This window comes from Alicyclobacillus pomorum DSM 14955, from assembly GCF_000472905.1.
GTDB lineage: Bacteria > Bacillota > Bacilli > Alicyclobacillales > Alicyclobacillaceae > Alicyclobacillus_A > Alicyclobacillus_A pomorum.
Genome location: NZ_AXAR01000021.1, coordinates 25,870 through 48,788, shown reverse-complemented (window position 1 = coordinate 48,788; position 22,919 = coordinate 25,870). Strand labels below are relative to the sequence as shown.

The following is a 22,919-nucleotide window of genomic DNA, read 5'->3' as shown; positions in this document are numbered from 1 at the left end:
CCTCCAGAGCGTTGACCACCTTGGCCGCCGTAGCCTCCGGAACGTTGACCGCCTTGACCGCCGCCGTAACCTCCAGAGCGTTGGCCGCCTTGCCCCTGCGCGGTGCCACTGCGCCCGTCAGGACGGTCACCTTGCGTACGCGGCGAGCCCCCAGTTGCTCCATGACCTGGCTGCTGCTCAGCTCCTTCATGGCGACGGCTGCCCGCTGCACTGGAACTGGCGTCGGCCTGACCTGTTGGCGCGTCCTGGCTCGTTCCCACCGCGTCTCCGGCTGGTTCCTTTCGCCCCGCATTGGCTCCGGCATCATGCTGCGCCGCTCCTGCTGCTGTGGGGCGCCCAGTGTCCGCCGATGCGGTTCTCTCTTCCTCACGTGCGAAGTTCACCTGAGCCGACGTTGAAGACTGCGCTGCAGCTCCATCGCGAGCAGGTTCCCGGCGAGGCGTTTCCCGATTTGTGCGTTCGCGTTGCCGCTGTTTCTCCCGCAGGTCCTTTTCCACGTCCGACGCATGTTTCACGGCCGCACGATGTTTCACGTCAGAGAAGAATTTCTCTACCTTATTGACCATTTCGGGCTCCATGACGCTCATATGGTTGGCTACCGGCACATCCAGTCGATTGAGAATGGTCAAAATCTCCTTGCTCGACATGTTTAGTTGCTTCGCGTACTCATACACTCGAAGTTTCGCCAAAGGCTTCACCTCCGCTAAATTCCCCGTAATACTTCTCCATCTTCGCCGCGAACCCCGGGTCCATGAACGCAACGGCTACGGTCTGCGGCTTCCCGCAAGCAATCCCTAGCTCCCATCTGTCAAACCAGACAACCAACGGTATATCGTAAAACGCGCACTTGTCGCGGTACTTTTTCGCCATATTGGCACCAGCGTCTTCGGTGACAAGCACCAATCGGGCTTTCCTTGACTGCACAGCTTTCATCACTGCATCCGCCCCAATGACGGCCTTGCGCGCACGAATCGCCAAACCCACCCATTGCAGCGCCTGCTGCTTTGCGACTGTCCGTATCGCGGACAGGTCCGCGTCTGGACGCTCTTCAGTGCCTGCCATCGGCGGAAATCGCTCCTTGGAGACGAAACTCCAATTCATCGAAAACCTCGTCTGGAATTGCCGTTTTCATGGCGCGCTCCAGAGACTTTCGCTTGCGAGCCACCTTCAGACACTCCAATTTCTTGCACAGATATGCGCCACGTCCGTTTCTCTTCCCGGTCAAATCCAGCTCGACAGTGCCCTCTGGCGTGTGTACCACGCGTATCAGTTCACGCTTCGGACTTTGTTCCTGGCAGCCGACACACTTGCGCAGCGGCACCTTTTTCTGCCGTTGCATTTGCACACACCCCCTTCAGACTCTACCGACCGCGGCTTATGGCTCGTTGAGCCAATCAGCGGACAACGTGCCGATATCTTCGTCGTCCTCGTCATCCGGTGCGAGGCGGCCAAACATTCCGAGCTCCGCTGCCTGCGTTTCGCTCTTGATGTCAATTTTCCAAGCCGTGAGCTTCGCGGCCAGACGGGCGTTTTGGCCTTCTTTGCCAATCGCAAGAGAAAGCTGATAATCAGGCACGATGGCGCGAGCGACCTTTTCGTCTTCGTGAATTTGCACCGAGACCACCTTAGCGGGCGACAGCGCGTTCGCGACGAACTCAGCCGGATCCTCACTCCACTTCACAATATCCACTTTCTCTCCGTTCAGTTCATTGACAACCGCCTGTACCCGCATACCGCGGGCGCCCACGCAAGCTCCAATCGGATCCACTTCCGGATTGCGAGAATGAACGGCAATTTTCGACCGATACCCAGCCTCCCGGGCGACAGACTTGATCTCCACGACGCCTTCGTAAATTTCCGGAACTTCCAGCTCGAAGAGCCGTTTCAACAGCCCCGGGTGCGTCCTGGACAACACAATCTGCGGACCTTTCGTCGTGCGCTCCACTCGAGTGATGTACGCCTTCACGCGATCCCCCGACTTGAACTTGTCCGTGGGCATCTGTTCGGACAGCGGCATCACTGCTTCGGTTTGACCCAAATCTACATACGCAACGCGGGCATCCTGCCGTTGGATGACGCCCGTCACAATGTCTTCTTCCCGATCCACGAACTTGCTGTACACGATGGACCGCTCGGCCTCGCGAATCCGTTGCGTAACAACCTGCTTTGCGGTCTGCGCAGCGATGCGCCCGAACTCCCGCGGCGTCACCTCGATTTCCACGACATCGCCCAACTGGTACGTCGGGCTGATATCCAGCGCCGCATCCAGCGAAATCTCCAGGCGCGTATCTTGAGGTTCCTCGACGACCGTCTTGCGGGCAAACACTTTGACCTCACCCGTGTCGCGCTGGATCTCTACACGGACGTTTGGCGCCGAGTTGAAGTTGCGCTTATATCCAGAAATCAGCGCAGCTTCAATGGCCTCCAGCAACGTGTCTTTGTCTATTCCTTTTTCTCTTTGCAACTGTTCCAGCGCGTCGATGAACTCTGCGTTCATGGACAATATCTCCCCCTTTCAAGCTTCTGACAATTGTCACAGCTTCACTGCAAGCCGCGCAGCAGCTACCTTATCCAGCGGTACGACCATCGTTTTACGAACCCCTTTGAGCATAACCTCCAGCTCGACGGATTCGCCGTCAAAACGATTCAGGGTTCCCTCCAGCGCTTTCTGGCCGTTCAACGGTTCATAGAAGGAGACGTGTACATACTGACCAACCGCGCGTTCGAAGTCGGACGGTTTTTTCAATGGACGCTCGGCGCCCGGTGAGGAAACCTCGAGAAAATAGGAGTTCGGAATGGGGTCCACTTCGTCCAGGCGCTCAGACAACTGCTCGCTCACCCGACTGCAGTCGTCGATGTCCACACCTTCCGGTTTATCGATGAAGACGCGCAGATACCAGTTGGCGCCTTCCTTTTTGTACTCCACGTCGACAAGCTCCAGACCCGCGGCCTCAACAATGGGGAGTGCCAGACGTTCCACGATGTCGGTCACACGCTCTTTTGGCACAAAAGTACCTCCCTTTGCTGGCTAATCATGACTCGCGCGATCCGCCGGTCGACATTGGAGAGACGTGAATCGCCCGAATCATAGATCGAAGAGTGGGGAGTCCCCACTCTTCGCGTCGATACATATACGAAGTCTAACACTGAGAGTATACCACCAATGGTCACGCCTGGCAAACACTTTATCTAAGGATAAATTGCGGTTTTCTCAGACACGTGATAAGGTGGAAAGCGGCACCGCGGCGGGCCGCCAAACACCGCCCATCAAATTCAGAAATCCCGAGGGATCAAATATGACCAAAAACACACAACCGGAACTTCGGAACGTGGCGATTGTCGCACACGTCGACCATGGCAAAACCAGCCTCGTCGACCAATTGCTCCGCCAGTCTGGATTGTTCCGCGAGAATGAACAACTTCAGGAACGTGCGATGGACTCCAACGACATCGAGCGTGAGCGTGGCATTACAATTCTCGCCAAAACCACGGCAATTCCCTACAAGGGCTTCAAAATCAACATTGTCGACACACCAGGTCACGCGGACTTCAGTGGCGAAGTGGAACGCATTGTCAAGATGGTAGACGGCGTTTTGCTGGTGGTGGACGCGTTTGAGGGTGTCATGCCACAGACCAAGTTTGTGCTGCAAAAGGCCCTTTCCGTCGGTCTGTCGCCCATTGTGGTCGTGAACAAAATGGATCGGCCGAATGCACGTCCACTGGAAGTCGTCGACGAAGTGTTGGATCTCTTCATCGAACTCGGCGCCTCCGAAGAACAGTGTGACTTTCCGGTCGTCTACACGTCTGCGTTGCAGGGTGTGGCCACCGAAGACCCAGATACGCCTGGCGAAAACATGCAACCGCTGTTTGAAGCCATCCTCAACCACATCCCAGCACCTTCAGTAGATATGGAAGCGCCGCTGCAGTGGCAGGTTACCATGCTCGACTACAACGAATTCTTAGGCCGTATTGGCATCGGCCGCATCGCGCGGGGAACCATCCAGCTCGGTCAAACCGTGGCCGTTGCGAAGCGAGACGGGTCGATTGAACGGTCCCGCATCACCAAGCTGTTCGGATTTCAAGGATTGAAGCGGGTTGAAGTGGAGTCGGCCCGCGCCGGGGACATTGTGGCGATTGCCGGTTTGTCTGACATCACGGTCGGGGAAACCGTGTGCGACGTAAACCATGTCGATCCCCTCCCGCTCCTCAAGATTGACGAACCGACGCTCCAAATGACGTTCCTCGTGAACAACAGCCCGTTGGCCGGGCGCGAGGGCACGCACGTGACGTCGCGGAAGTTGCGGGAGCGGCTGTTCGCCGAACTGGAGTCGGACGTCAGCCTGCGCGTCGAGGAGACGGACGACGCCGACGCATTTCTCGTCTCCAGCCGCGGGGAACTGCACCTCTCGATTTTGATTGAAACCATGCGCCGCGAGGGCTATGAAATGCAAGTGTCGAAACCCCGCGTCATCCTGAAGCGCGAAGGGGACACTTTGTTGGAACCCATCGAGTTGCTCGTCGCGGACGTACCGTCCGACTCGGTCGGCGCTGTCATTGAGGCCTTGGGTTTGCGTAAGGCGGAAATGCAGAAACTCGAGACATCTCCATCTGGAGAATCCACGCGTTTGGAATTCTCCGTTCCTTCGCGCGGCCTCATCGGATTCCGCACCGAGTTCATGACACTGACTCGCGGGTACGGCATTATGCACCACAGCTTTTTGGAATATGGAGCATGGCGCGGTGACGTCGTGACCCGACGCCAGGGCGTGCTCGTCTCCATGGATAGCGGTACAGCGACGACCTACGCGCTGCAAAACCTCGAAGACCGCGGTGTGATGTTCATCACACCAGGCACCGTCGTCTATGAAGGGATGATTGTCGGCGAGCACAACCGCGAAAATGATCTCACCGTCAATGTGACAAAGCAAAAGCACATGAGCAACGTGAGATCTGCGACTAAGGACGAAACAGTACGGCTAAAGGCGCCGCGCAAGCTGAGCCTCGAACAGGCCATCACCTACATTGAAGACGATGAACTGTGTGAAATCACGCCGCAGAGTGTCCGACTCCGCAAGCGCGAACTATCCAAGAGCGAACGCGAGAAAGCCGCCAAGCGTGGGAAAGTCTCGCAGTAAGCCAAGGAGGCGCACGGGTCACCAATGGCGTCAGGCATTCGGTGGCCCGGAGCTCGGTTGTCCGCGGTCGGATACCGTCAAAAGGGGAACGTTCTCCTCTCATCGCGAACTGAACACGATGGCTGCACATCAGCCACCCTCATGTCGCGCTTCCTCAACGTTTATTCCGCGTAAAGGAGTCCTACCATGAATGCACCTACTTTGCCTGAAGCAGGACACCTCCTTGTGATTACTGGCAACATGATGTCTGGAAAAACAGAGGAACTCATTGCTCGCCTCAAGACCATGGAACGCGTCGAGTCCATTCGCAAAGCTGCCGCCGAGCGCGATGGGTACATATACAAGCCGCGCAAGATTGGCGTGTACAAACACAGTTTGGATACTCGCTACTCTCAGACGGAAATCGCGAGCCACGGTGGTGAGCGCATACCCGCCACCCCTGTGGATTCTGCCAGCCGCTTGCTGGAACGGGTCATTGCGGACAACGTGCAAATTGTCGCGTGCGACGAAGTTCAGTTTTTCATGGAGAAAAACGAGCACGGATACGTGATTGTCCAGGTGCTTGTGGAACTCTTGCGCAGGCACTGTTTCATAGTGGTATCTGGACTGGATAAGGACTTTCGCGGTCTGCCGTTTGGACCCATGGGCGATATCCTCGCATTGGCAGATGAGCGAGTGAGCCTTACCTCAACTTGCGTGCGCTGCGGTGCACCAGCCGTGTTGCCACAGCGCCTAATCAACGGCAGACCGGCAGCCTGGACGGATCCTGTGGTGTATCCAGGTGCCACCGAATCCTATGAGCCGCGCTGTCGCCGTTGTCACGTGACCTTTTACGAGGGGGAATCCACGTTCGCAGAAGTGGCAGCCACCGAGGAGCATTAAGCGCCTTGGTGGTCCTTTCGGGCAGTGGCCAATGGTTGTAAAGTTGGTACGCCCTACGATTTGAACACACCTCACTCCAACAAAAAGCACCTGACCCACTGGATCAGGTGCTTTTGATATTCCATTCAACGTTGCCTCGCTTCGCCAGTGTTCAGTCACACAGCGCTTTAGAACAACGAAAGCTGGTTCGTTTCCGGAAGGCCCTTCAAGCAACCGAGACCATCCAGGATTTCAATGACCGTCTTCGAAACGCGGCTCCGCGACTGCAAATCTTCAATCGACAGGAATTCACCCTCTTGACAAGCTTGATAGAGGTTGTTCGCAGCCGACTCACCCACGCCCGGAATCGCGGCAAATGGAGGCCGTAGTGCCTTTTGTTCTTCGTCAATCAGGAACTTGGTGGCGTGCGACTTGTACAAGTCAATCGGCAGGAATTTGTATCCTCTGACCACCATCTCTAGCGCCACCTCGAGCACGGTCAGCAAGCTCTTCTCCTTTGGCAGCGCGGCGTTCCCCTTCTGCTCAATTTCCTCTATTTTACGCCAGATGGCGTCTCTTCCTTGGGCCATGAGCTCCACATCAAAGTCGTCCGCACGCACCGTGAAATACGTCGCGTAGAACGCGAGTGGATAGTGTACTTTGAACCAGGCAATCCGCACAGCCATCAGCACGTATGCAGTCGCGTGCGCCTTCGGGAACATGTACTTGATCTTCCGTCCCGACTCGATGTACCACTCGGGAACCCCGAATTGCCGCATGTACTCTGCATCTTCTTCCTTGACGCCTTTCCCTTTGCGGATGCTCTCCATAATCTTGAATGCACGTCCTGGCTCAAGTCCCTTGTAAATCAAATAGATCATGATATCGTCTCGGGCGCAAATGACCTCGGACAGCGTGGCAATCCCTTGACGAATCAGGTCCTGGGCGTTGTTCAGCCAGACGTCCGTGCCGTGTGATAGACCGGAGATGCGCACCAACTCGGAAAACGTGGTCGGTCGAGTATCCTCGAGCATCTGGCGCACAAATTTAGTACCAAACTCGGGGATCGCGTACGTGCCGGTTTTGGACCGAATGTCCTCCGGTTTCACACCGAGCGTCTCCGTGCCAGAAAAGAGACCGAGGACGAGCGGGTCATCCAGAGGAATCGTCTTCGGGTCGACCCCCGTCAGGTCCTGCAACATGCGGATGACGGTTGGATCGTCGTGCCCGAGAATATCGAGTTTTAACAGGCAGTTCTCGAGGCCCGAATGGTAGTCAAAGTGCGTCGTGAGCGTCCCGGCGCTCTTGTCGTCGGCCGGATACTGGACAGGCGTAAAGTCGTAGACGGTCACGTGACCGGGCACGACCACCTGACCGCCCGGGTGTTGACCTGTGGTGCGCTTGACGCCTGTACAACCTTTCACGAGCCGGTCGATTTCCGCGTTGCGTAACACCAGTCCACGCTCTTCGGCAAACTTCCGGACGTAGCCGTACGCTGTCTTTTCCGCGACACCGGAAATGGTTCCGGCTCGGAACACGTGGTCCTTGCCGAACAGCTCCTCCGTGTAGCGGTGCGCCCGAGGCTGATATTCGCCGGAGAAATTCAAGTCAATATCAGGCACTTTGTCCCCGTGGAAGCCAAGGAACGTCTCAAACGGGATGTCGTGGCCGTCGCGATCCATATCTGTCCCGCACTTTGGACAGTTTTTGTGGGGCAGGTCAAAACCGGAACCAACCGAACCGTCTTCGATAAACTCGCTGTAGCGACAAGATGGACAACGGTAGTGCGGCGGCAACGGATTGACCTCCGTAATGTCCGTCATCGTGGCAACCAGGGACGACCCGACCGATCCACGGCTCCCAACGAGGTATCCGTCTGACAACGACTTGGTCACCAACTTGTGTGCAATCAAGTAAATGACGGCGAACCCGTGGTTGATAATGGAGTTGAGCTCCTTCTTCAGTCGCGCTTCCACAATCTCCGGCAGTGGATCTCCGTAGAGCTGGCGAGCCTTCTCGTACGACATCCGGGTAATCTCGTCCTCAGCGCCCTCAATCACCGGCGTGTACAACTGGTCCGGAATCGGTCTGACCTCTTCCAGTTGATCCGCGATGTACCGACTTGCGCCAACCACCACGTCGTAGGCGTCGTCTCCTAAATGCTGAAACTCCTCCAACATCTCGTTGGTCGTCCTCAAGTACAAAGGCGGCTGTTGCACCGCTTCGCCCTGGTTTTGCGACTGCAGGTAAATTTCGCGGAAGATGTGGTCGTTTGGGTTCAAGAAGTGCACGTCCCCCGTCGCCACCACCGGCTTGTTCAGTTTCTTGCCAATCTCGACGATTTGCCGGTGGATATCCTTCACGCTTTGCAAGCTCTGGATCATTTGCTCGCGAACCAGGTTTTCGTAGTGACTGAGCGGCTGCAGTTCGAGATAGTCGTAAAACTCGCAGATGGCCTCAATCTCGTCTATGCTTTTTCCGCGCAGAAACGCTTGAATTAACTCGCCGTTTTGACAGGCGGTGCCAATCAGCAGACCGTCGCGATGCTTGACCAACTCACTCTTTGGTACGCGAGGCGTGCGGTACAGGTACTTCGTATGCGCCAGCGAGACCAGCTTGTACAGGTTTTTCAGGCCAGCCTGATTGCGAACCAAAATCGTTGCGTGGAACGGGCGCACCCGCGTGACGTCGACGTCTCCCGCGAGCGCGTTCAACTCGGTCAGCCGCGAGATACCACGCTCCTGCATGGTCTGTTGCATGTGGGCGAAGACCTTCCCGGTCGCTTCCGCGTCAGCGATGGCGCGATGGTGGTTGACCAGCTCGACGTTGAACTTCTGCGTCAACGTCTTGAGTCGGTAGTTCTTCTCTCCCGGGTACAACACGCGCGCCAGTGCCAATGTGTCAATGACCGGATGGGTCCACGGCTCCATACCGATTCTCAGGGCGCACTGTCCGAGAAAGCCAACGTCAAATTCTGCGTTGTGCGCAACCAAAATGGCCCCCTCCGCGAATGCGCGGAAATGCTTTAACGCCTCTTCCAGTTTCGGTTGGCCCACCAGCATGTCCGGGGTGATTCCGGTCAGCTCGGTGATTTTCGGTGGGACCGGGCGCTCCGGATCAATCAAGGTGGCAAACTGGTCTACAATTTGCTTCCCTTTCATCCGAACGCCAGAGATCTCAATCAACGTGTCTTCACGGGCATTGAGGCCTGTTGTCTCCGTGTCGAACACAACGTATTCGGTATTGTCGTCGAGCACAAGATCCGCCTCGCGGTACACAATCGGGGTCCCGTCGTCCACCACGTACGCTTCCACGCCGAGTAAAACCTTGATTCCATTCTTCTTGGCGGCGGAGTAGGCTTCCGGAAACGCCTGCACCACGCCGTGGTCTGTGATGGCGATGGCATCGTGTCCCCATTTCGCCGCCTGCTTCACAAACTTGCTGACTGGTGTCACGCCGTCAAGCTGCGACATGTTCGAGTGCAGATGCAGCTCCACGCGCTTCACTTCCGCGGTATCCTCCCGCGTCGGCGGATCCACCGGCTGCATGTCCTGGACCATGAACACCAGTTCTTTGGCGTACGTATCAAACTGAACTTGACCTTGAATGCGAACGTACACGTCATCCTGGAGCGGCTGCAAGGCCTCCAGCTGCCGCTCGTTGTTCGAGAACAGTTTCGCGGTGATGGAACTCGTCTCGTCCGTGATGTTGAACTGGATCAACGTCCGACCGCTGGGCAACGTGCGCGTGTCCACACTGAACACGCGGCCTTCCACTGCAACCTTCCGCATTTCATCGACAATGTCCTTCATCGGTGTCAGCAGTGTCTCATCGATGGGGCGCCCAATGGTCAGCGGCTGTACCGGACCGTCATCGTCCTTGCGCCGCTCGCGACGATATGGCCTATCCCCTGTGTGCGCGTGCTCAGCTGGTTTCTCCGGTTTTTCCGCACGACTTTCCGCTTCGCGGGCAAGCATCTCGAGGACTTCCTGCCGCTCGTTGGCCTCCAATTCCTGGCGCAACTTTTCCACGCGTTCCTGTGCGGATTCATCAACTACAAATTCGCACTGAACGTTGAGGCCAAACGCCAGTCTGCAGTGTTCAGCCAGCCACTTGTCCGTTTTCTTTTTCACGAGGGCAGCGCGCTCCGCGTCGTTGCCGACCAGAAACCGCCATAGAGACACAGAGCCTCCATCTTCCGCAGGCCTCGTCGACACACACTGGACGGACGCTTTCCCTAGCCAATTGGCCGCAATCGGTTCATCTTCGCTATACCATTCCAACAACGAGGACACAATGGCTTGTGCGACAGCATCTGACGTGCTCTCCGTCCAACGTGGCGGAATGATACGAAGCTCGATTCGTTCTTCCGACAAACTCGGCGTGAGCGACGTCAGCTTTCTCACGTAGCGAACCATCTCCGTCGCAGCACGGCGCAATGCGTCGACGGATGCATCCTCAGACGCCGACTGTCTCTCCCGCACGTGATGCAGGGGAGTGAGATAGACTTCAATACAACGGGATTTCCGTTTGACGACAACCTTTTCTACAAACCCCTTCGGCAACTCGGCGGTGGCGTCAACCTGCGCCGGCGCCGACGCCTGGTGCCCAGAGGTATCCTCGAGCGGCAACCCCAATTGATTCATGGCAATAACCCTCACTATCCGCGGTTCCCCATACTTCCATGTTGCTCCGACGCGACCGTCTGACAGGACGAAGGCGTCAGAACAGACGTGTCACATCTCGATATGTGATGACCACTGCAAACAACATCAACAAACCGAAACCGACGAGGTGCACCAGCCCTTCCTTCCGAGGATCAACAGCACGCCCCCGAAACATCTCGACAATCATAAACAGCAAGCGCCCACCGTCCAGAGCAGGTATCGGCAGCAAGTTAAACAATCCGAGGTTTAAACTCAACAATCCTGCAATCATGACGACGTGCCAAAAGCCTGTCTGGGCTTGTTGATTAATCACGTCTGCAATCCCAACAGGTCCTGCGAGACTGTTGAATTGGTGCTGTGAAATGACCTGCCAGTATGCTTGAACTGCGTTCACAGATCCAAAATACACGTTTGCAAAGCCCGTTTTCACAGCTTGGAGCACGTTGTGTGACAGCTGCGGCGTGACACCCAACTGGGGAATATTCCCGTCCACCATCCTCGGCGTGACCGTGATGTGCTCCGTCGTTTTATTGCGCTCTATATCAAGGCGCAGCGGTTTCGGTGGTGTGGAGTGGTCCGCCCGGATGGCGCGCTGCAAGTCAGTCCAGCTCGATATTGTCTTTCCGTCCACAGCCAGAACTTTGTCTCCTGTCTGCAGTCCGCTCATTGCAGCCGGAGATCCTGAGGCGACCGTCGCAACTTGAGTCGTCGGCACCCCATTGTAGCCAGACCATGCGGAGAATAAAACACCTGCCAGCAAGAAATTCATCGCTGGACCGGCGAGAATGATGGCTGCGCGTTGCCATAGTGGCTTGCCGAGCACCTGTTCGTGCCGCTCCACCAGCGGCATCGAATTCCGTTTATTGGTCATCAGTTTTGCATGAGGAACGACCGTGTAGTTGCGTACCTCATCGCCAGTATCGATGGTCATTTGCAGGCGGTTCATCAGATCCAGGTCCCGCAGAATACCGACGCGGCCGCCAGGTACGTCCATGGGATCTCCAAGCACGGTCACTCGCCCCTGGTCGTCCACCTGGAACGCAATCTGCTCCCCTTTTCGAAACAGTGCATCCTGCGGAATCTCACCCGCCAGCTGAACAAGGCCACCCAGAGGAAACAGCCGGATTGAGAACTCCGTTCCGTTCCGCGTCCAGCGGAAGATCTTCGGCCCAAATCCCACTGCGAAAGCTGGAACGGCCACACCACTTTTCTTGGCCACAATGTAGTGCCCGAACTCGTGCAGTACAATGCACACCAAGAACACGGAGACAATCGCGACGATTCCTTTCAGCACACTGACGACTGCAATGGTCAACAGTTCCACCCGCCCTTTTCCAACATTGCGAGAGCTGAACGACGCGCCCAGTTGTCCATCTCTACAATATCATTCAATTCAGAAGGTGTCCCCGGTATGTGTCTTTCCAGCACACTCTCCACCAGTTTCGCCATCTGAAGGAATGAAATGCGTCCAGACAGAAAAGCTGCCACTGCAATTTCGTTCGCTGCATTGAGCACACAAGGCGCGTAACCGCCCGCCTTCCCCGCTTCATACGCCAGCCGAAGACTCGGAAATCTGTTGAAATCGGGAGCCTCAAACGTCAGCGTGGCCACAGACAGTAAGTCCAGGCGGGGCCATGGACTTTGCCGTCGATTCGGGTAGGTGAGGGCGTATTGGATGGGCAATCGCATGTCGTGAGTCGCCAACTGAGCCACCACGGATCCGTCCACAAACTCCACTAAAGAGTGGACAACGCTTTGCGGGTGAACCACGACGTCAATCTTTGAATACGGAGCTTGAAATAAATGATGGGCCTCAATCACCTCGAGGCCTTTATTCATCAACGTAGCAGAATCCACCGTAATCTTTTGCCCCATGCTCCAAGTCGGGTGGCGCAGAGCCTCTTCGACGGTGGCGCGCGTCAGCTGTTCATACGACCACTCGCGAAAAGGTCCACCGGACGCGGTGAGGATATACCTCGATACTTCTTCCGGCTTCCCACTGTGCAATGACTGCAACAGAGCGGAATGTTCACTGTCCACGGGAACGATGTGCGCGCCGGTTTTCGCAGCGAGCGGCATCACCAGATCTCCCGCAGCGACAAGTGTCTCCTTGTTCGCCAGTGCGACGGTCGCTCCCCGCTCGACAGCTCGCCACGTTGGGGCGAGACCTTTAGCACCCACGATGGCTGATACCACAACGTCCGTCGGAACCTGGCTAATCTGCTCGAGGCCGTCGTCCCCGACAAAAAATTCCGGCCATGCGTCGATTCCGACGAGTTGCTCTTTGAGTTCCCTTAGGGTTGATTCGTCCTGAACCGACACGTATTGTGGACGAAACCGCCGAATCTGCTCAGCCAAGCGAGAAGCGTTTTTGCCTGCAGCGAGGGCTCGGACGACGTAGCTTTCGCCCAGGTGCTCCAATACCTCGAGTGTGTTGGTGCCGATGACGCCCGTCGACCCTAATATCGTTACTGAAATCACGGCTCATGCACCTCAATCATGATGTACGTCTACGACCAGGGCTGCGTGATGAGGAACACCGCCAAGGGCGCAGCAAACAGCAAACTATCCACCCTGTCCAGCACACCGCCGTGACCCGGCAACAGGCTTCCCGAGTCCTTGACACCTGCGGATCGCTTGTATGCCGATTCGACGAGGTCCCCCAATTGTCCCGTCACGGAAATCAGCGCCCCTATGTAGAAATACCGCAGCGGATGTGCGCTTTGGATGGCGAGCCATCCAATCAACACCGCAGCCAACCCACCGGCAATCACGCCGGCAACCGCGCCGCTGACGGTCTTTTTCGGACTGATGTCGGGCCATAGCTTTGGCCCCTTCAAAGACGACCCTGCAAAATACGCCGCCGTATCGGTTGCCCATATTGTAATCATTGTTAGAAAGACCCATGCTAAACCATTTTCTAGGGATCTCAGTGCAACTAAGCTAGCTCCACCAAATCCGATGTACATAGCCCCTGCAAACAGTGCCGCAGCCTGTAGAATGTTGGCCCGATTTCGAGTCAACACGGGGATGAGAAACGTGATAGCAACCATCCATTGATACATGTAAGTACCGAATCCATGCGGCCACCATATCAACAAGGCGACCACCGCATAGCCCCAAATGGCCGCCGGCGTACTCCACCGTTGTCCGGTGATAGCAGCGAACTCGTAAGCGCACAGCAGACACCCGACGAACACGAGTATCTGCCACGACAGAGAGCACCACACGACCGCTGCAACGACAATCACCAGGGCGATGACAGCCGTAACCACTCGTTGTCTCAGCACGTTTCTCACCTACTTCAAACCGCCAAAGCGGCGTTTGCGTCCCTGGAACTCACGCAGCGCCTGCTCCAAAACGTCGCGCGTAAAATCTGGCCACAGCACGTCCGTGAACCAAAATTCCGCATACGCGGCCTGCCAAATCAAGAAGTTGCTCAGGCGCATTTCGCCACTGGTGCGTATCACCAAATCCGGATCCGGCAAAGATCCGGTGGACAAGTGCTGCTGAAAGCGCTCCTCTGTGAGGTCATCCCACGTCGCAGTCCCGGCAGCGACTTCTCTTGCAAACGACTTAGCCGCGCTCACAATCTCCGCGCGTCCACCGTAGTTCAAGGCAAAGTTCACAATCATGCCGTTGCTGTCCTTGGTGCGTTCCAGCGTCCGATGCACGATGTCCTGCGTGTGCTGCGGCAGTTTGCTGGTGTCACCAATAAAGCGGACGCGTACGCCTCGCTCAACCAGCTCATCAATTTCGGATGCAAAAAACTCCTCGGGCAGCCGCATAAGGTACTCCACTTCATCCTGCGGCCGCTTCCAGTTTTCTGTGGAAAACGCGTAGAGCGTCAAACACGGGATGCCCAGCTCGTCGCAGTCCCGAATCACCTGACGCATCCGCTTCATCCCAGCATGATGCCCTGCGAAACGCGGAAGACCTCGACGGTTCGCCCATCGACCATTGCCGTCCATAATGATAGCGAGATGAGCAGGGAGGTTGCCTTCGAGCGAAAAACGCTCTTTCTCATGCGGCCTTTTGCGAATTCGTGCAAACAGCCTATTTAACAATCGCGCTGACCTCCCCCTGTCGTCTGCAGTCACCCTCGTTACACTTCCGTCAGTTCCTGTTCTTTACCCGCCGTCAGCTTGTCGACTTCCGCAATAAACTTGTCTGTGATGGCCTGGATTTTGTCGGTGCCTCGGCGAACCTGATCTTCCGAAATGTCGCCCTTTTTCTCCATCTTCTTCAATTCGTCATTCGCATCTCTGCGGATATTACGGACGGCCACACGACATTCTTCCGCCATCTTCCGCACCACCTTGACGAGCTCTTGACGGCGTTGCTCGGTCAGCGGTGGAATGTTCAAGCGGATCACGCTGCCGTCGTTCATGGGATTGACACCCAGGTCAGACTTCTGAATGGCCTTTTCAATCTCCGACAGCATCCCTTTATCCCACGGCGTAATCACCAATTGACGAGGTTCCGGCGTTGTCACGCTCGCAACCTGATTGACGGGCATCTGCGTGCCGTAGTACTCAACGGTGATCTTATCCAGCATTGCGGGCGTGGCGCGTCCGGCGCGCACGGTCAACAGATCCCGTTTATACACTTGTACCGCTTTTTCCATTCTATCCTCGGCGGATTTCAACACATCTTCAATCACGAGACTTCCCCCCTACCATCGTTCCAATGGGTTCGCCAAGTACAGCCTTCCGAATATTCGTCGCATCACCAATGGAGAAGACAATCAGCGGAATCTGATTGTCCATGCAAAGTGAAGTGGCCGTGGAATCCATCACGCCAAGCCCCTGGCTCAACACGTCGAAAAACTCGAGGTGGTCGTATTTGACAGCGTGTGGATCCTTCGAAGGATCCGCGCTATACACACCGTCCACTCCGTTTTTCGCCATCAGAATCACGTCGGCCTCGATTTCAGCAGCGCGCAGCGCGGCTGTTGTATCCGTGGAAAAGTACGGGTTTCCTGTGCCGCCTGCAAAAATGACCACACGATTCTTTTCCAGGTGACGGATGGCCCGACGCCGAATGTACGGTTCAGCGACTTGTCGCATTTCTACCGAAGTTTGTACTCGCGTGTGTACCTCCAGTTTTTCTAAGGCATCCTGAAGTGCGAGCGCGTTCAACACCGTCGCCAGCATGCCCATATAGTCCGCAGTGGCTCTGTCCATCCCCCGCGCGCTTCCCGAGATCCCGCGCCAAATATTGCCGCCACCGACGACAACGGCGACTTGTACGCCAAGCGCCACGACGTCCTTCACTTGTACGGCAATGTTGTGGATGACTTCCGGATCAATGCCATATCCTTGCTCCCCGGCAAGCGCTTCCCCACTGAGTTTTAATACGACACGAGAGTACTTCGGTGTCGGCATCCAGATTCCTCCGTTCTGTGCGTGGTAGTCTCCAGTCACCGGCAGGCCGGTGATTTCAGACACCGGTAGGGACATCGGCAAACATCGTGCATGCAACCGATGGTCATGAAATCACAGCACCCAATACAACGTACGCTGAGGCGACCATTTCTGTTTAAAGAAAGGGAACACCTTGGTGTTCCCTCCCTTCCTCATTTACGAATTTGGGCCATGACCTCTTCCGCGAAATTCGTTTCTTGCTTTTCAATGCCTTCGCCGACGACGAACCGTGAAAATCTGCGAATCGAGATGTTCTCACCGATGTGCGCGATTTGTTCTTTCACCAGCTGGTCAATCGTCTTGTCTGGGTCCTTCACGAAGGGCTGTTCCATCAGGCAGACTTCCTTGTAAAACTTGTCCAACCGCCCTTCGACAATCTTGTCGACGATGTGTTCCGGTTTCCCTTCATTCAGCGTCTGTGCTCGAAGAATTTCTTTTTCGTGCTCCACAACTTCCGCCGGAACTTCTTCGCGACGGACGTATTGAGGGCTCGCTGCCGCGATGTGCATTGCGATATCGTGAACAAAGTCGCGGAACGCCTGGTTTTTCGCCACGAAGTCAGTCTCACAGTTGACTTCGACAAGTACGCCAATCCGGCCCGCACCGTGTATGTACGCTTCCACAATCCCTTCCGCAGCGACGCGGCCCGCCTTCTTGGCGGCAGATGCAAGACCTTTTTCACGAAGAACTTCCGCCGCGCGCTCGAGGTCGCCATTCGCCTCCGTCAGCGCTTTTTTGCAATCCATCATACCTGCGCCCGTCTTTTCGCGCAGCTCCTTCACCAATGCTGCTGTGATCTCCATATTCATCCTCCTGTGTAACGCATCTCATGGCGCAACCACGCTGCAAACGGCATAAAAAAGGTGACGAGGCAGAGAAGCTCCCGCCACCTCACAGCCTCTCTCGAAACTGTTTGACGTATGCCATTACGCAGTCGTCGTTTCCTCCGTGCCTTGCGTCCCTTCCAAAACAGCTTCCGCCATTTTATTGGTCAGCAACTTGACCGCGCGAATCGCGTCGTCGTTGCCGGGGATTACGTAGTCAATTTCATCTGGATCACAGTTGGTGTCCACAATGGCCACAATCGGAATACCTAGCTTGCGAGCTTCTGCCACCGCGATGCGTTCCTTGCGCGGATCAATAATGAACATCGCGTCAGGAATCCGCTTCATCTTCTTGATACCGCCAAGGAATTTCTCCAGACGCTCTTTTTCTTTCTTCAACAAAATAACTTCCTTCTTCGGAAGCACCGAGAACGTACCGTCCTCTTCCATCTTCTCCAGTTCCACAAGCCGAGCAATCCGCTTTTGAATCGTCGGGAAGTTGGTGAGCGTGCCACCGAGCCAACGTTGGTTCACATAAAACATACCGCAACGTTGCGCTTCCTCAGCGACTGCTTCCTGCGCTTGCTTCTTGGTACCGACAAACAGAATGGTCTTTCCTTCAGCCGCAAGTTCACGCACAAACTGATACGCTTCCTCGACCTTGCGGACGGTCTTCTGCAAGTCGATGATGTAAATTCCGTTACGTTCCGTAAAGATGTACCGCGCCATCTTCGGGTTCCAGCGACGCGTCTGGTGGCCGAAGTGTACGCCAGCTTCAAGCAATTGCTTCATTGAGATGATGGCCATGGTATACCCTCCTGTTGGTTTTTCCTCCGCTTGCGTCAACTGCCTCGCTGCCGTTTCCGGACCCAACGAGACATCAGCAAGCGTGTGTTCTCCGCGATACGCGGGCATTCACACTGCCCAATACTATAACATAGTCGCTGCACACAGGCAAGGAAAGGTTTAACTCAATGTGGTTCTTCCTCGAGTCCAGGAGATTCCATCATCTTGCGTACGCGCACCACTTCGTCCAAACTGACTCCAAGTCGCGATGCAATCTGCACAGGTGGTGTCCCCGCATGCAGTTCATCCAGGATGGAAAAGTAGATGTCGCTGGAAGTCTCTCCCCTGAACCGAGGCTGGCGCCTCACATCTTCGTCAGCGTCGGAACGACGGGTCTGCAGTTCCAGTTTCTTCTGCAACTGCCCCACTTGTTTCGCCAAGTCGTCCAACTGCTGCTCCCAAGTGCTTTCGAGCGATGCGATGTGAGACTGAAATTCCTTTCGTAACTTCGCGGTTTCGCTGAGAAACTCCTCGTATATGTCTTCCAAGACAGCGATGACTTCCGCAGCTTGATTGGGGTGGCCTAGTTGAGTCGATGTAGCTTGCCTATCCACCCTCGCAGTCACGCCGGTACCTGCAACGAAGCCGGACTTTAGCCACTGCCAAACACCTTGGCGCGGTCCTTGACGAAATCGCTGCGACACCACATATAAACCGACGACCGCGGCAATGATTACGACGTATATGATGATGAGAGTTAACACAACGCGGTCCTCCTGTTGCTCCCCTACTCAATGCAGTGGAGTGTATGTATGATTCCACTGTACTCCAGGTTGTCCACCGATTCCACTTCCTTCCCCATGCCTTGATGGTTGTCGGTGATACCGCCGCACGTATACCACGTCGTATCCGAGAACGCTCCGCCTTCAAATGGACGCTGTACTCTGACTGGGAACACTGCCAATCCATCGTTACGCCGTATGACTTGAGTCGAATCCCTCAGGCAGCCGACGCCGCAACAGACGTTCCACAAACCCTGCCAGGCCCTTTCTCGGATGGGTGGGCTGCTTGTTCATGAAATTTCGAACCGTCTGCTCAATACAACGAGACGCTGGGCTGGTCGGAAACGCGGACAACAGCGCCTCTTGTCGCTTGACTGCCGACTGCACGGCACTGTCTTCCAGCAAATAGCCCAGGACGCCGAGTTCGACGTCGAGAAATCGGTGTGCGACAGCTCGCAATTTGTCCGCCGTCAACTTTCCTTCCGACAAATTCTTCACCCGATTGACCACCATGCGTGTAAATGGAACTTCACCCCGGGCGACCAGCTTTTTCAACAGGGCGTAGCAGTCCGCAATCGCGGTAGGTTCCGGCGTCGTCACCAACACGAGGTCGTCCGCAGCTGCCAACAAACGAATCAGGTTTTGCCCCAATCCTGCCCCGCTGTCAATGAGTACGATGTCGTATTTGTCTTGGAGCTTTTTCAGTTCCTCCATGAGGCGCTCCACTTGTTCCGCGGATAAATCGTGGATGTTGAGCAACCCGTTGCTCGCCGACAGGAAGGGGAGTCCCGACGCGTCATACTCCAAGGCCTCCCAGATGGGCAGACCTTCAATGACGTCCACAATGTTCTTGCGCGGTCGAATGCCGAGCAACACTTCGATATCGGCAAATCCGACGTCGGCGTCAATCACGATAGGGCGGTAACCAGCCCTCTGGAGTCCCAGTGCGAAGTTGACGCAGAAATTCGATTTGCCAACGCCCCCTTTACCACTGGCTATGGCAACCACCCGATGGCTTCTTCTTTCGTCGACGCTCTGTTTCGACATCAGAGCTCTCAGGTTTTCCGCTTGATCCACCATTAAGCCGCCCCTCCAATCATGAGACGAAGAATTTTCTCCAGAGACGCAACCTCAATGTCATCCGGGACATTTTGGCCGGTCGTCAGATATGAGAGGGGCTTGCGGTAGGAGTAGAGAAGATTCAGTATCGCCCCATACGTGGTTGTCTCGTCCAATTTTGTAAACAGAAATTTGTCCACCGGAACGCGCTCGAAGGCTGCCGCAATCGCGTCGAGATCTTCCGTCTTGCTCGTCAGGGCCAACACGAGATATGTTTCATCCACAGAGATCTGTTGCAACCAGTGACGAAGCTCTTCAACGTGCCGTTCCACTCGAAAATTGCGACCGGCGGTATCCAACAGGATCAAATCCCTGTCCGCCAACCGCTCCAAAGCACCAGGAATGTCGCTGGTCTCGTAAACAACCTCCAGTGGAATGTTCAAGATATCGGCGTACGTCTCCAGTTGGTCGACAGCCGCTATCCGATATGTATCCGTCGTGAGTAATCCGACTTTCCGATTCCCCGCGAGCACGTGAAGCGCGGCCAACTTTCCAATCGTTGTGGACTTACCGACTCCTGTCGGTCCCACCAATGCCACCACTCTGGAGGTCGGCGCAATCGGTTGCGCTTCCACCTGCGCCTCCATGTCACGCAGGACATGCTGCACGAAGAGGTCGTGTTGTTTTCCGCTCGTCCACGGCTCACCGGTCCCCTCACCACCGACGGGGGTCCGGGTCGCCGTGAATGACTCCATGAGGCGAGACACGTGCTCTTCATTCAACCCCTGTCGTATCAACTGGTGTACCAGCGGCGGACGAACCCCTGGTGCCGCGACCACTTCTAGACGCTTGTACCGCCACAGTCCAAGCCATTTCTTGAGCGTGATGCGCTTGCTGCTGAGAATCACTGCATCCTTGCCAAGCTCTCTGCGAATGTGCACCACAGCCTCTGGCATGTCTTTTACAATGTAACGCCGGATCATCATTAGAGATTCACCACCCCGCCACTCTCAATGTCGACCGAGGGATCTACTTCGTTGTAGGAAAGGACTACTAAGTCCGGCAGCGAGCGCACCAACCAGCGACGCACGGCTAAACGCAGTTTCGGATGTGTCAGCAGAATCGGCGTCTTGCCGGCCGCTGCCAATCGGCTGGACTCTTCTCGCAACCGTCGGAACACCTGTTGCGATGTGGACGGATCCAGGCTGATGAACATGTTGTTTTCATGCTGCACTAAGGATCCCTGAATCTTTTCTTCGACCGCTGGTGCGAAGGTGATAACCAACAGCGGTTGTCCCGGTACCCGAAACTGATGGCAGATCTGACGCGAGAGCGCCTGCCTGACATACTCGGTGAGAAGGTCTGGGTCTTTCGTCTGCTTGCCATAGTCCCCAAGCGTCTCCAGGATGGTGACAAGATCTCGAATCGAGATCTTCTCCTGCAAGAGGTTCGCCAGCACACGTTGCACTTGGCCAATGGAAAGCGTCCCTGGCACCACCTCTTCAACCACTGCGGGCGCCGTCTCGCGTAGGTGATCCAACAGTGCTTTCGTGTCTTGTCTGCTGAGCAGTTCATGCGCGTGCCGCTTAAGAACTTCTGTCAAGTGCGTGGCAATGACGGAAGGCGGATCCACCACGGTATATCCCACAGCTTCCGCGCGCAACTTCATGTCACCTGTCACCCACAAAGCAGGCAGGCCAAACGCGGGCTCTGTAGTGGGAATGCCGGTGACAGACGGATCTTCTGGCCCTGGGCTCATTGCCAACCAGTGTCCAAGCATGACTTCGCCAGTCGCCACTTCAACGCCGCGTATTTTCATGGCGTATTCTGTCGGTTTTCGTTGAATGTTGTCACGAATGCGAATGGTGGGAATGACCATACCGAGTTCCAGGGCGAGTTGTCTTCGGATCATGACGATGCGCTCCAAGAAATCTCCACCCTGCTTGCTGTCTACGATGGGAATGAGTCCATACCCAAATTCAAACTCCACAGGTTCCACCTGTATGAGCGAAAACACGCTTTCGGTTTTTTTTGTCTCCTCCTTTTTCGTACGAATTTCCTGCTCCATTTCGATGTTCTGTGCTTTTGCAGCCGCGTTTCGAACGCGCCATCCGGCGTACGCTGCGAGCCCGGCGATGGGAGCGGTGCGCAGAATACCAATCGGTGTAAACAGTCCGAGCAACGCAATCGCACCGGCCACGATGAACAAGGTGCGCGGATAGGAGAACACCTGACGCACAACGTCCGAACCGAGGTTGGCTTCCAACGCCGCGCGCGTGACCATGAGACCCGTGGCCGTCGACAGCAACAAAGCCGGCATCTGGCTGACGAGCCCATCACCGACCGACAACAGTGTGTACTTGTGCAATGCGTCCTGCCAGGTATCCCCTTGCATCACCATGCCGATAATGAATCCGCCAACGATGTTAATACCGACAATCAGAATGGCGGCAATGGCGTCTCCCTTGACGAACTTGGAAGCGCCGTCCATCGCGCCGTAGAAATCTGCTTCACGTTCAATGGCTTGACGTCGCTGCCGTGCCTCTGCTTCGGTGATCAACCCGGCGTTCAAGTCCGCGTCAATGGCAATCTGTTTGCCCGGCATCGCGTCCAAGGTGAAGCGCGCGGCGACTTCGGCGACGCGTTCCGTACCTTTGGTGATGACGACAAATTGAATGACGATGAGAATCAAGAAAATGATGAATCCAACGACTGGATTATTGCCGATGACAAAGCTTCCGAACGTACTGATGACTTCCCCGGCCTGACCTTGAGAAAGAATCAGACGCGTGGAGGATACGTTCAACGCAAGGCGATACAACGTTGTAATCAACAAAAGCGACGGAAAGACAGAAAACTGCAACGGCTCCGTGTTGTTCATGGCGACCATCAAAACGGTCATGGAAACGAACAAGTTGATCACCAGCAGTACGTCCAGCACAACCGGGGGAAGCGGAATCACCATCATCACAATAATGCCGAGCACCGCCAGTAAAATGACGAGCTTGTTCTTCTCCACACGGCGCAGGGCCGAGAGCAGGTTCTCCCGCTCTACTACCTGTTCCATCAGGTTCGTACAATTCGCTTCGCGGGTTGGTTCGTTGGGTCGTGCCGCAGAGAAACTCGGCGCTTCCTCAGTCCCCCGTGGATTCACCACTTCCTCCTGAGGATAGCTCCCTTTCGGGATATTCGGCTGTCTATGCTTCTCTCTCGAACTTGCCATGAACAACCCTCACAATCATGTTCAGCCCTTCTCTGCTCTGGCGTCCCTTTGCAGGTACTACGACCTCTGCTAACTCCTACCCGTTCAGCGCCACCTTTCGATGACGGTTACCAGCTTTACTGGCGTTCCGGGCAGGCCTCCCCGGGTAAGAGCGTT

General features: G+C 55.7%; 21 protein-coding genes. 2 read left to right on the top strand and 19 right to left on the bottom strand.

Annotated features, from left to right (window positions below):
* The 5 genes from YWK_RS22270 to rimP all read right to left on the bottom strand — a co-directional run.
* A partial coding sequence (locus YWK_RS22270; RefSeq protein ID WP_245578648.1) for a translation initiation factor IF-2 N-terminal domain-containing protein occupies nucleotides 1-698 on the bottom strand: 698 nt, incomplete at its 3' end.
* Nucleotides 667-1,101, bottom strand: coding sequence for a L7Ae/L30e/S12e/Gadd45 family ribosomal protein (locus YWK_RS20350; RefSeq protein ID WP_342664257.1), 435 nt, complete (start codon nucleotides 1,099-1,101; stop codon nucleotides 667-669). The genes YWK_RS20350 and YWK_RS22270, both read right to left, overlap by 32 nt.
* The gene (rnpM, locus tag YWK_RS0116120) at nucleotides 1,049-1,339 is read right to left on the bottom strand and encodes an RNase P modulator RnpM (RefSeq protein WP_026965616.1); all 291 of its coding nucleotides are present in this window, start codon (nucleotides 1,337-1,339) and stop codon (nucleotides 1,049-1,051) included. Before rnpM ends, YWK_RS20350 begins: the two co-directional genes overlap by 53 nt.
* Before the next feature lie 36 nt (nucleotides 1,340-1,375).
* The gene (nusA, locus tag YWK_RS0116115; RefSeq protein WP_026965615.1) at nucleotides 1,376-2,497 is read right to left on the bottom strand and encodes a transcription termination factor NusA; all 1,122 of its coding nucleotides are present in this window, start codon (nucleotides 2,495-2,497) and stop codon (nucleotides 1,376-1,378) included.
* 36 nt (nucleotides 2,498-2,533) lie between these two features.
* Nucleotides 2,534-3,007 carry a ribosome maturation factor RimP gene (gene rimP / locus YWK_RS0116110; RefSeq protein WP_026965614.1) on the bottom strand — a complete coding sequence of 158 codons (474 nt, stop codon included), beginning with the start codon at nucleotides 3,005-3,007 and terminating at the stop codon, nucleotides 2,534-2,536.
* A 289-nt stretch (nucleotides 3,008-3,296) separates the two neighbouring features.
* On the opposite strand from rimP, the gene typA reads away from it, so the two are divergent.
* Together typA and YWK_RS20345 are read left to right on the top strand one after the other, a co-directional pair.
* On the top strand, nucleotides 3,297-5,135 hold the full coding sequence (gene typA, locus YWK_RS0116105; RefSeq protein ID WP_026965613.1) for a translational GTPase TypA: 1,839 nt from the start codon (nucleotides 3,297-3,299) through the stop codon (nucleotides 5,133-5,135).
* A 186-nt stretch (nucleotides 5,136-5,321) separates the two neighbouring features.
* Entirely contained in the window at nucleotides 5,322-6,017 is a 696-nt protein-coding gene (locus YWK_RS20345) for a thymidine kinase (protein WP_051375680.1), read from the top strand.
* A 167-nt stretch (nucleotides 6,018-6,184) separates the two neighbouring features.
* Here the strand turns inward: YWK_RS20345 and YWK_RS20340 are convergent, their stop codons facing one another.
* The 14 genes from YWK_RS20340 to flhA form a co-directional block, all read right to left on the bottom strand.
* Entirely contained in the window at nucleotides 6,185-10,642 is a 4,458-nt protein-coding gene (locus tag YWK_RS20340) for a PolC-type DNA polymerase III (protein ID WP_245578647.1), read from the bottom strand.
* Nucleotides 10,643-10,718: 76 nt separating this feature from the next.
* Complete coding sequence (gene rseP / locus YWK_RS0116090; protein WP_245578646.1) at nucleotides 10,719-11,987, bottom strand: RIP metalloprotease RseP; 1,269 nt, start codon at nucleotides 11,985-11,987, stop codon at nucleotides 10,719-10,721.
* On the bottom strand, nucleotides 11,975-13,144 hold the full coding sequence (dxr, locus tag YWK_RS0116085) for a 1-deoxy-D-xylulose-5-phosphate reductoisomerase (RefSeq protein ID WP_026965611.1): 1,170 nt from the start codon (nucleotides 13,142-13,144) through the stop codon (nucleotides 11,975-11,977). The genes rseP and dxr overlap by 13 nt, the downstream gene beginning before the upstream one ends.
* Before the next feature lie 29 nt (nucleotides 13,145-13,173).
* On the bottom strand, nucleotides 13,174-13,953 hold the full coding sequence (locus YWK_RS0116080; protein WP_051375679.1) for a phosphatidate cytidylyltransferase: 780 nt from the start codon (nucleotides 13,951-13,953) through the stop codon (nucleotides 13,174-13,176).
* A 9-nt stretch (nucleotides 13,954-13,962) separates the two neighbouring features.
* The gene (locus tag YWK_RS0116075) at nucleotides 13,963-14,730 is read right to left on the bottom strand and encodes an undecaprenyl pyrophosphate synthase (RefSeq protein ID WP_035467311.1); all 768 of its coding nucleotides are present in this window, start codon (nucleotides 14,728-14,730) and stop codon (nucleotides 13,963-13,965) included.
* A 38-nt stretch (nucleotides 14,731-14,768) separates the two neighbouring features.
* A complete protein-coding gene (gene frr, locus YWK_RS0116070) occupies nucleotides 14,769-15,326 on the bottom strand; it encodes a ribosome recycling factor (RefSeq protein WP_026965608.1) in 558 nt (185 codons plus the stop codon).
* The gene (gene pyrH / locus YWK_RS0116065) at nucleotides 15,319-16,050 is read right to left on the bottom strand and encodes a UMP kinase (RefSeq protein ID WP_026965607.1); all 732 of its coding nucleotides are present in this window, start codon (nucleotides 16,048-16,050) and stop codon (nucleotides 15,319-15,321) included. The genes frr and pyrH overlap by 8 nt, the downstream gene beginning before the upstream one ends.
* Nucleotides 16,051-16,241: 191 nt before the next feature.
* Complete coding sequence (tsf, locus tag YWK_RS0116060; RefSeq protein WP_026965606.1) at nucleotides 16,242-16,892, bottom strand: translation elongation factor Ts; 651 nt, start codon at nucleotides 16,890-16,892, stop codon at nucleotides 16,242-16,244.
* 123 nt (nucleotides 16,893-17,015) lie between these two features.
* Complete coding sequence (gene rpsB, locus YWK_RS0116055) at nucleotides 17,016-17,720, bottom strand: 30S ribosomal protein S2 (protein WP_026965605.1); 705 nt, start codon at nucleotides 17,718-17,720, stop codon at nucleotides 17,016-17,018.
* A gap of 164 nt (nucleotides 17,721-17,884) precedes the next feature.
* Complete coding sequence (locus YWK_RS0116050) at nucleotides 17,885-18,463, bottom strand: hypothetical protein (protein ID WP_026965604.1); 579 nt, start codon at nucleotides 18,461-18,463, stop codon at nucleotides 17,885-17,887.
* 23 nt (nucleotides 18,464-18,486) lie between these two features.
* Nucleotides 18,487-18,657 (bottom strand): hypothetical protein, encoded by a 171-nt coding sequence (locus YWK_RS21980; RefSeq protein WP_156909184.1) that lies wholly within the window; start codon nucleotides 18,655-18,657, stop codon nucleotides 18,487-18,489.
* Between the two features lie 13 nt (nucleotides 18,658-18,670).
* A complete protein-coding gene (locus YWK_RS0116040; RefSeq protein ID WP_026965603.1) occupies nucleotides 18,671-19,561 on the bottom strand; it encodes a MinD/ParA family protein in 891 nt (296 codons plus the stop codon).
* On the bottom strand, nucleotides 19,561-20,526 hold the full coding sequence (locus YWK_RS0116035) for a flagellar biosynthesis protein FlhF (RefSeq protein WP_026965602.1): 966 nt from the start codon (nucleotides 20,524-20,526) through the stop codon (nucleotides 19,561-19,563). The genes YWK_RS0116040 and YWK_RS0116035 overlap by 1 nt, the downstream gene beginning before the upstream one ends.
* Complete coding sequence (gene flhA / locus YWK_RS0116030; RefSeq protein WP_415782803.1) at nucleotides 20,526-22,508, bottom strand: flagellar biosynthesis protein FlhA; 1,983 nt, start codon at nucleotides 22,506-22,508, stop codon at nucleotides 20,526-20,528. The genes YWK_RS0116035 and flhA overlap by 1 nt, the downstream gene beginning before the upstream one ends.
* Nucleotides 22,509-22,919 lie beyond the last annotated feature (411 nt).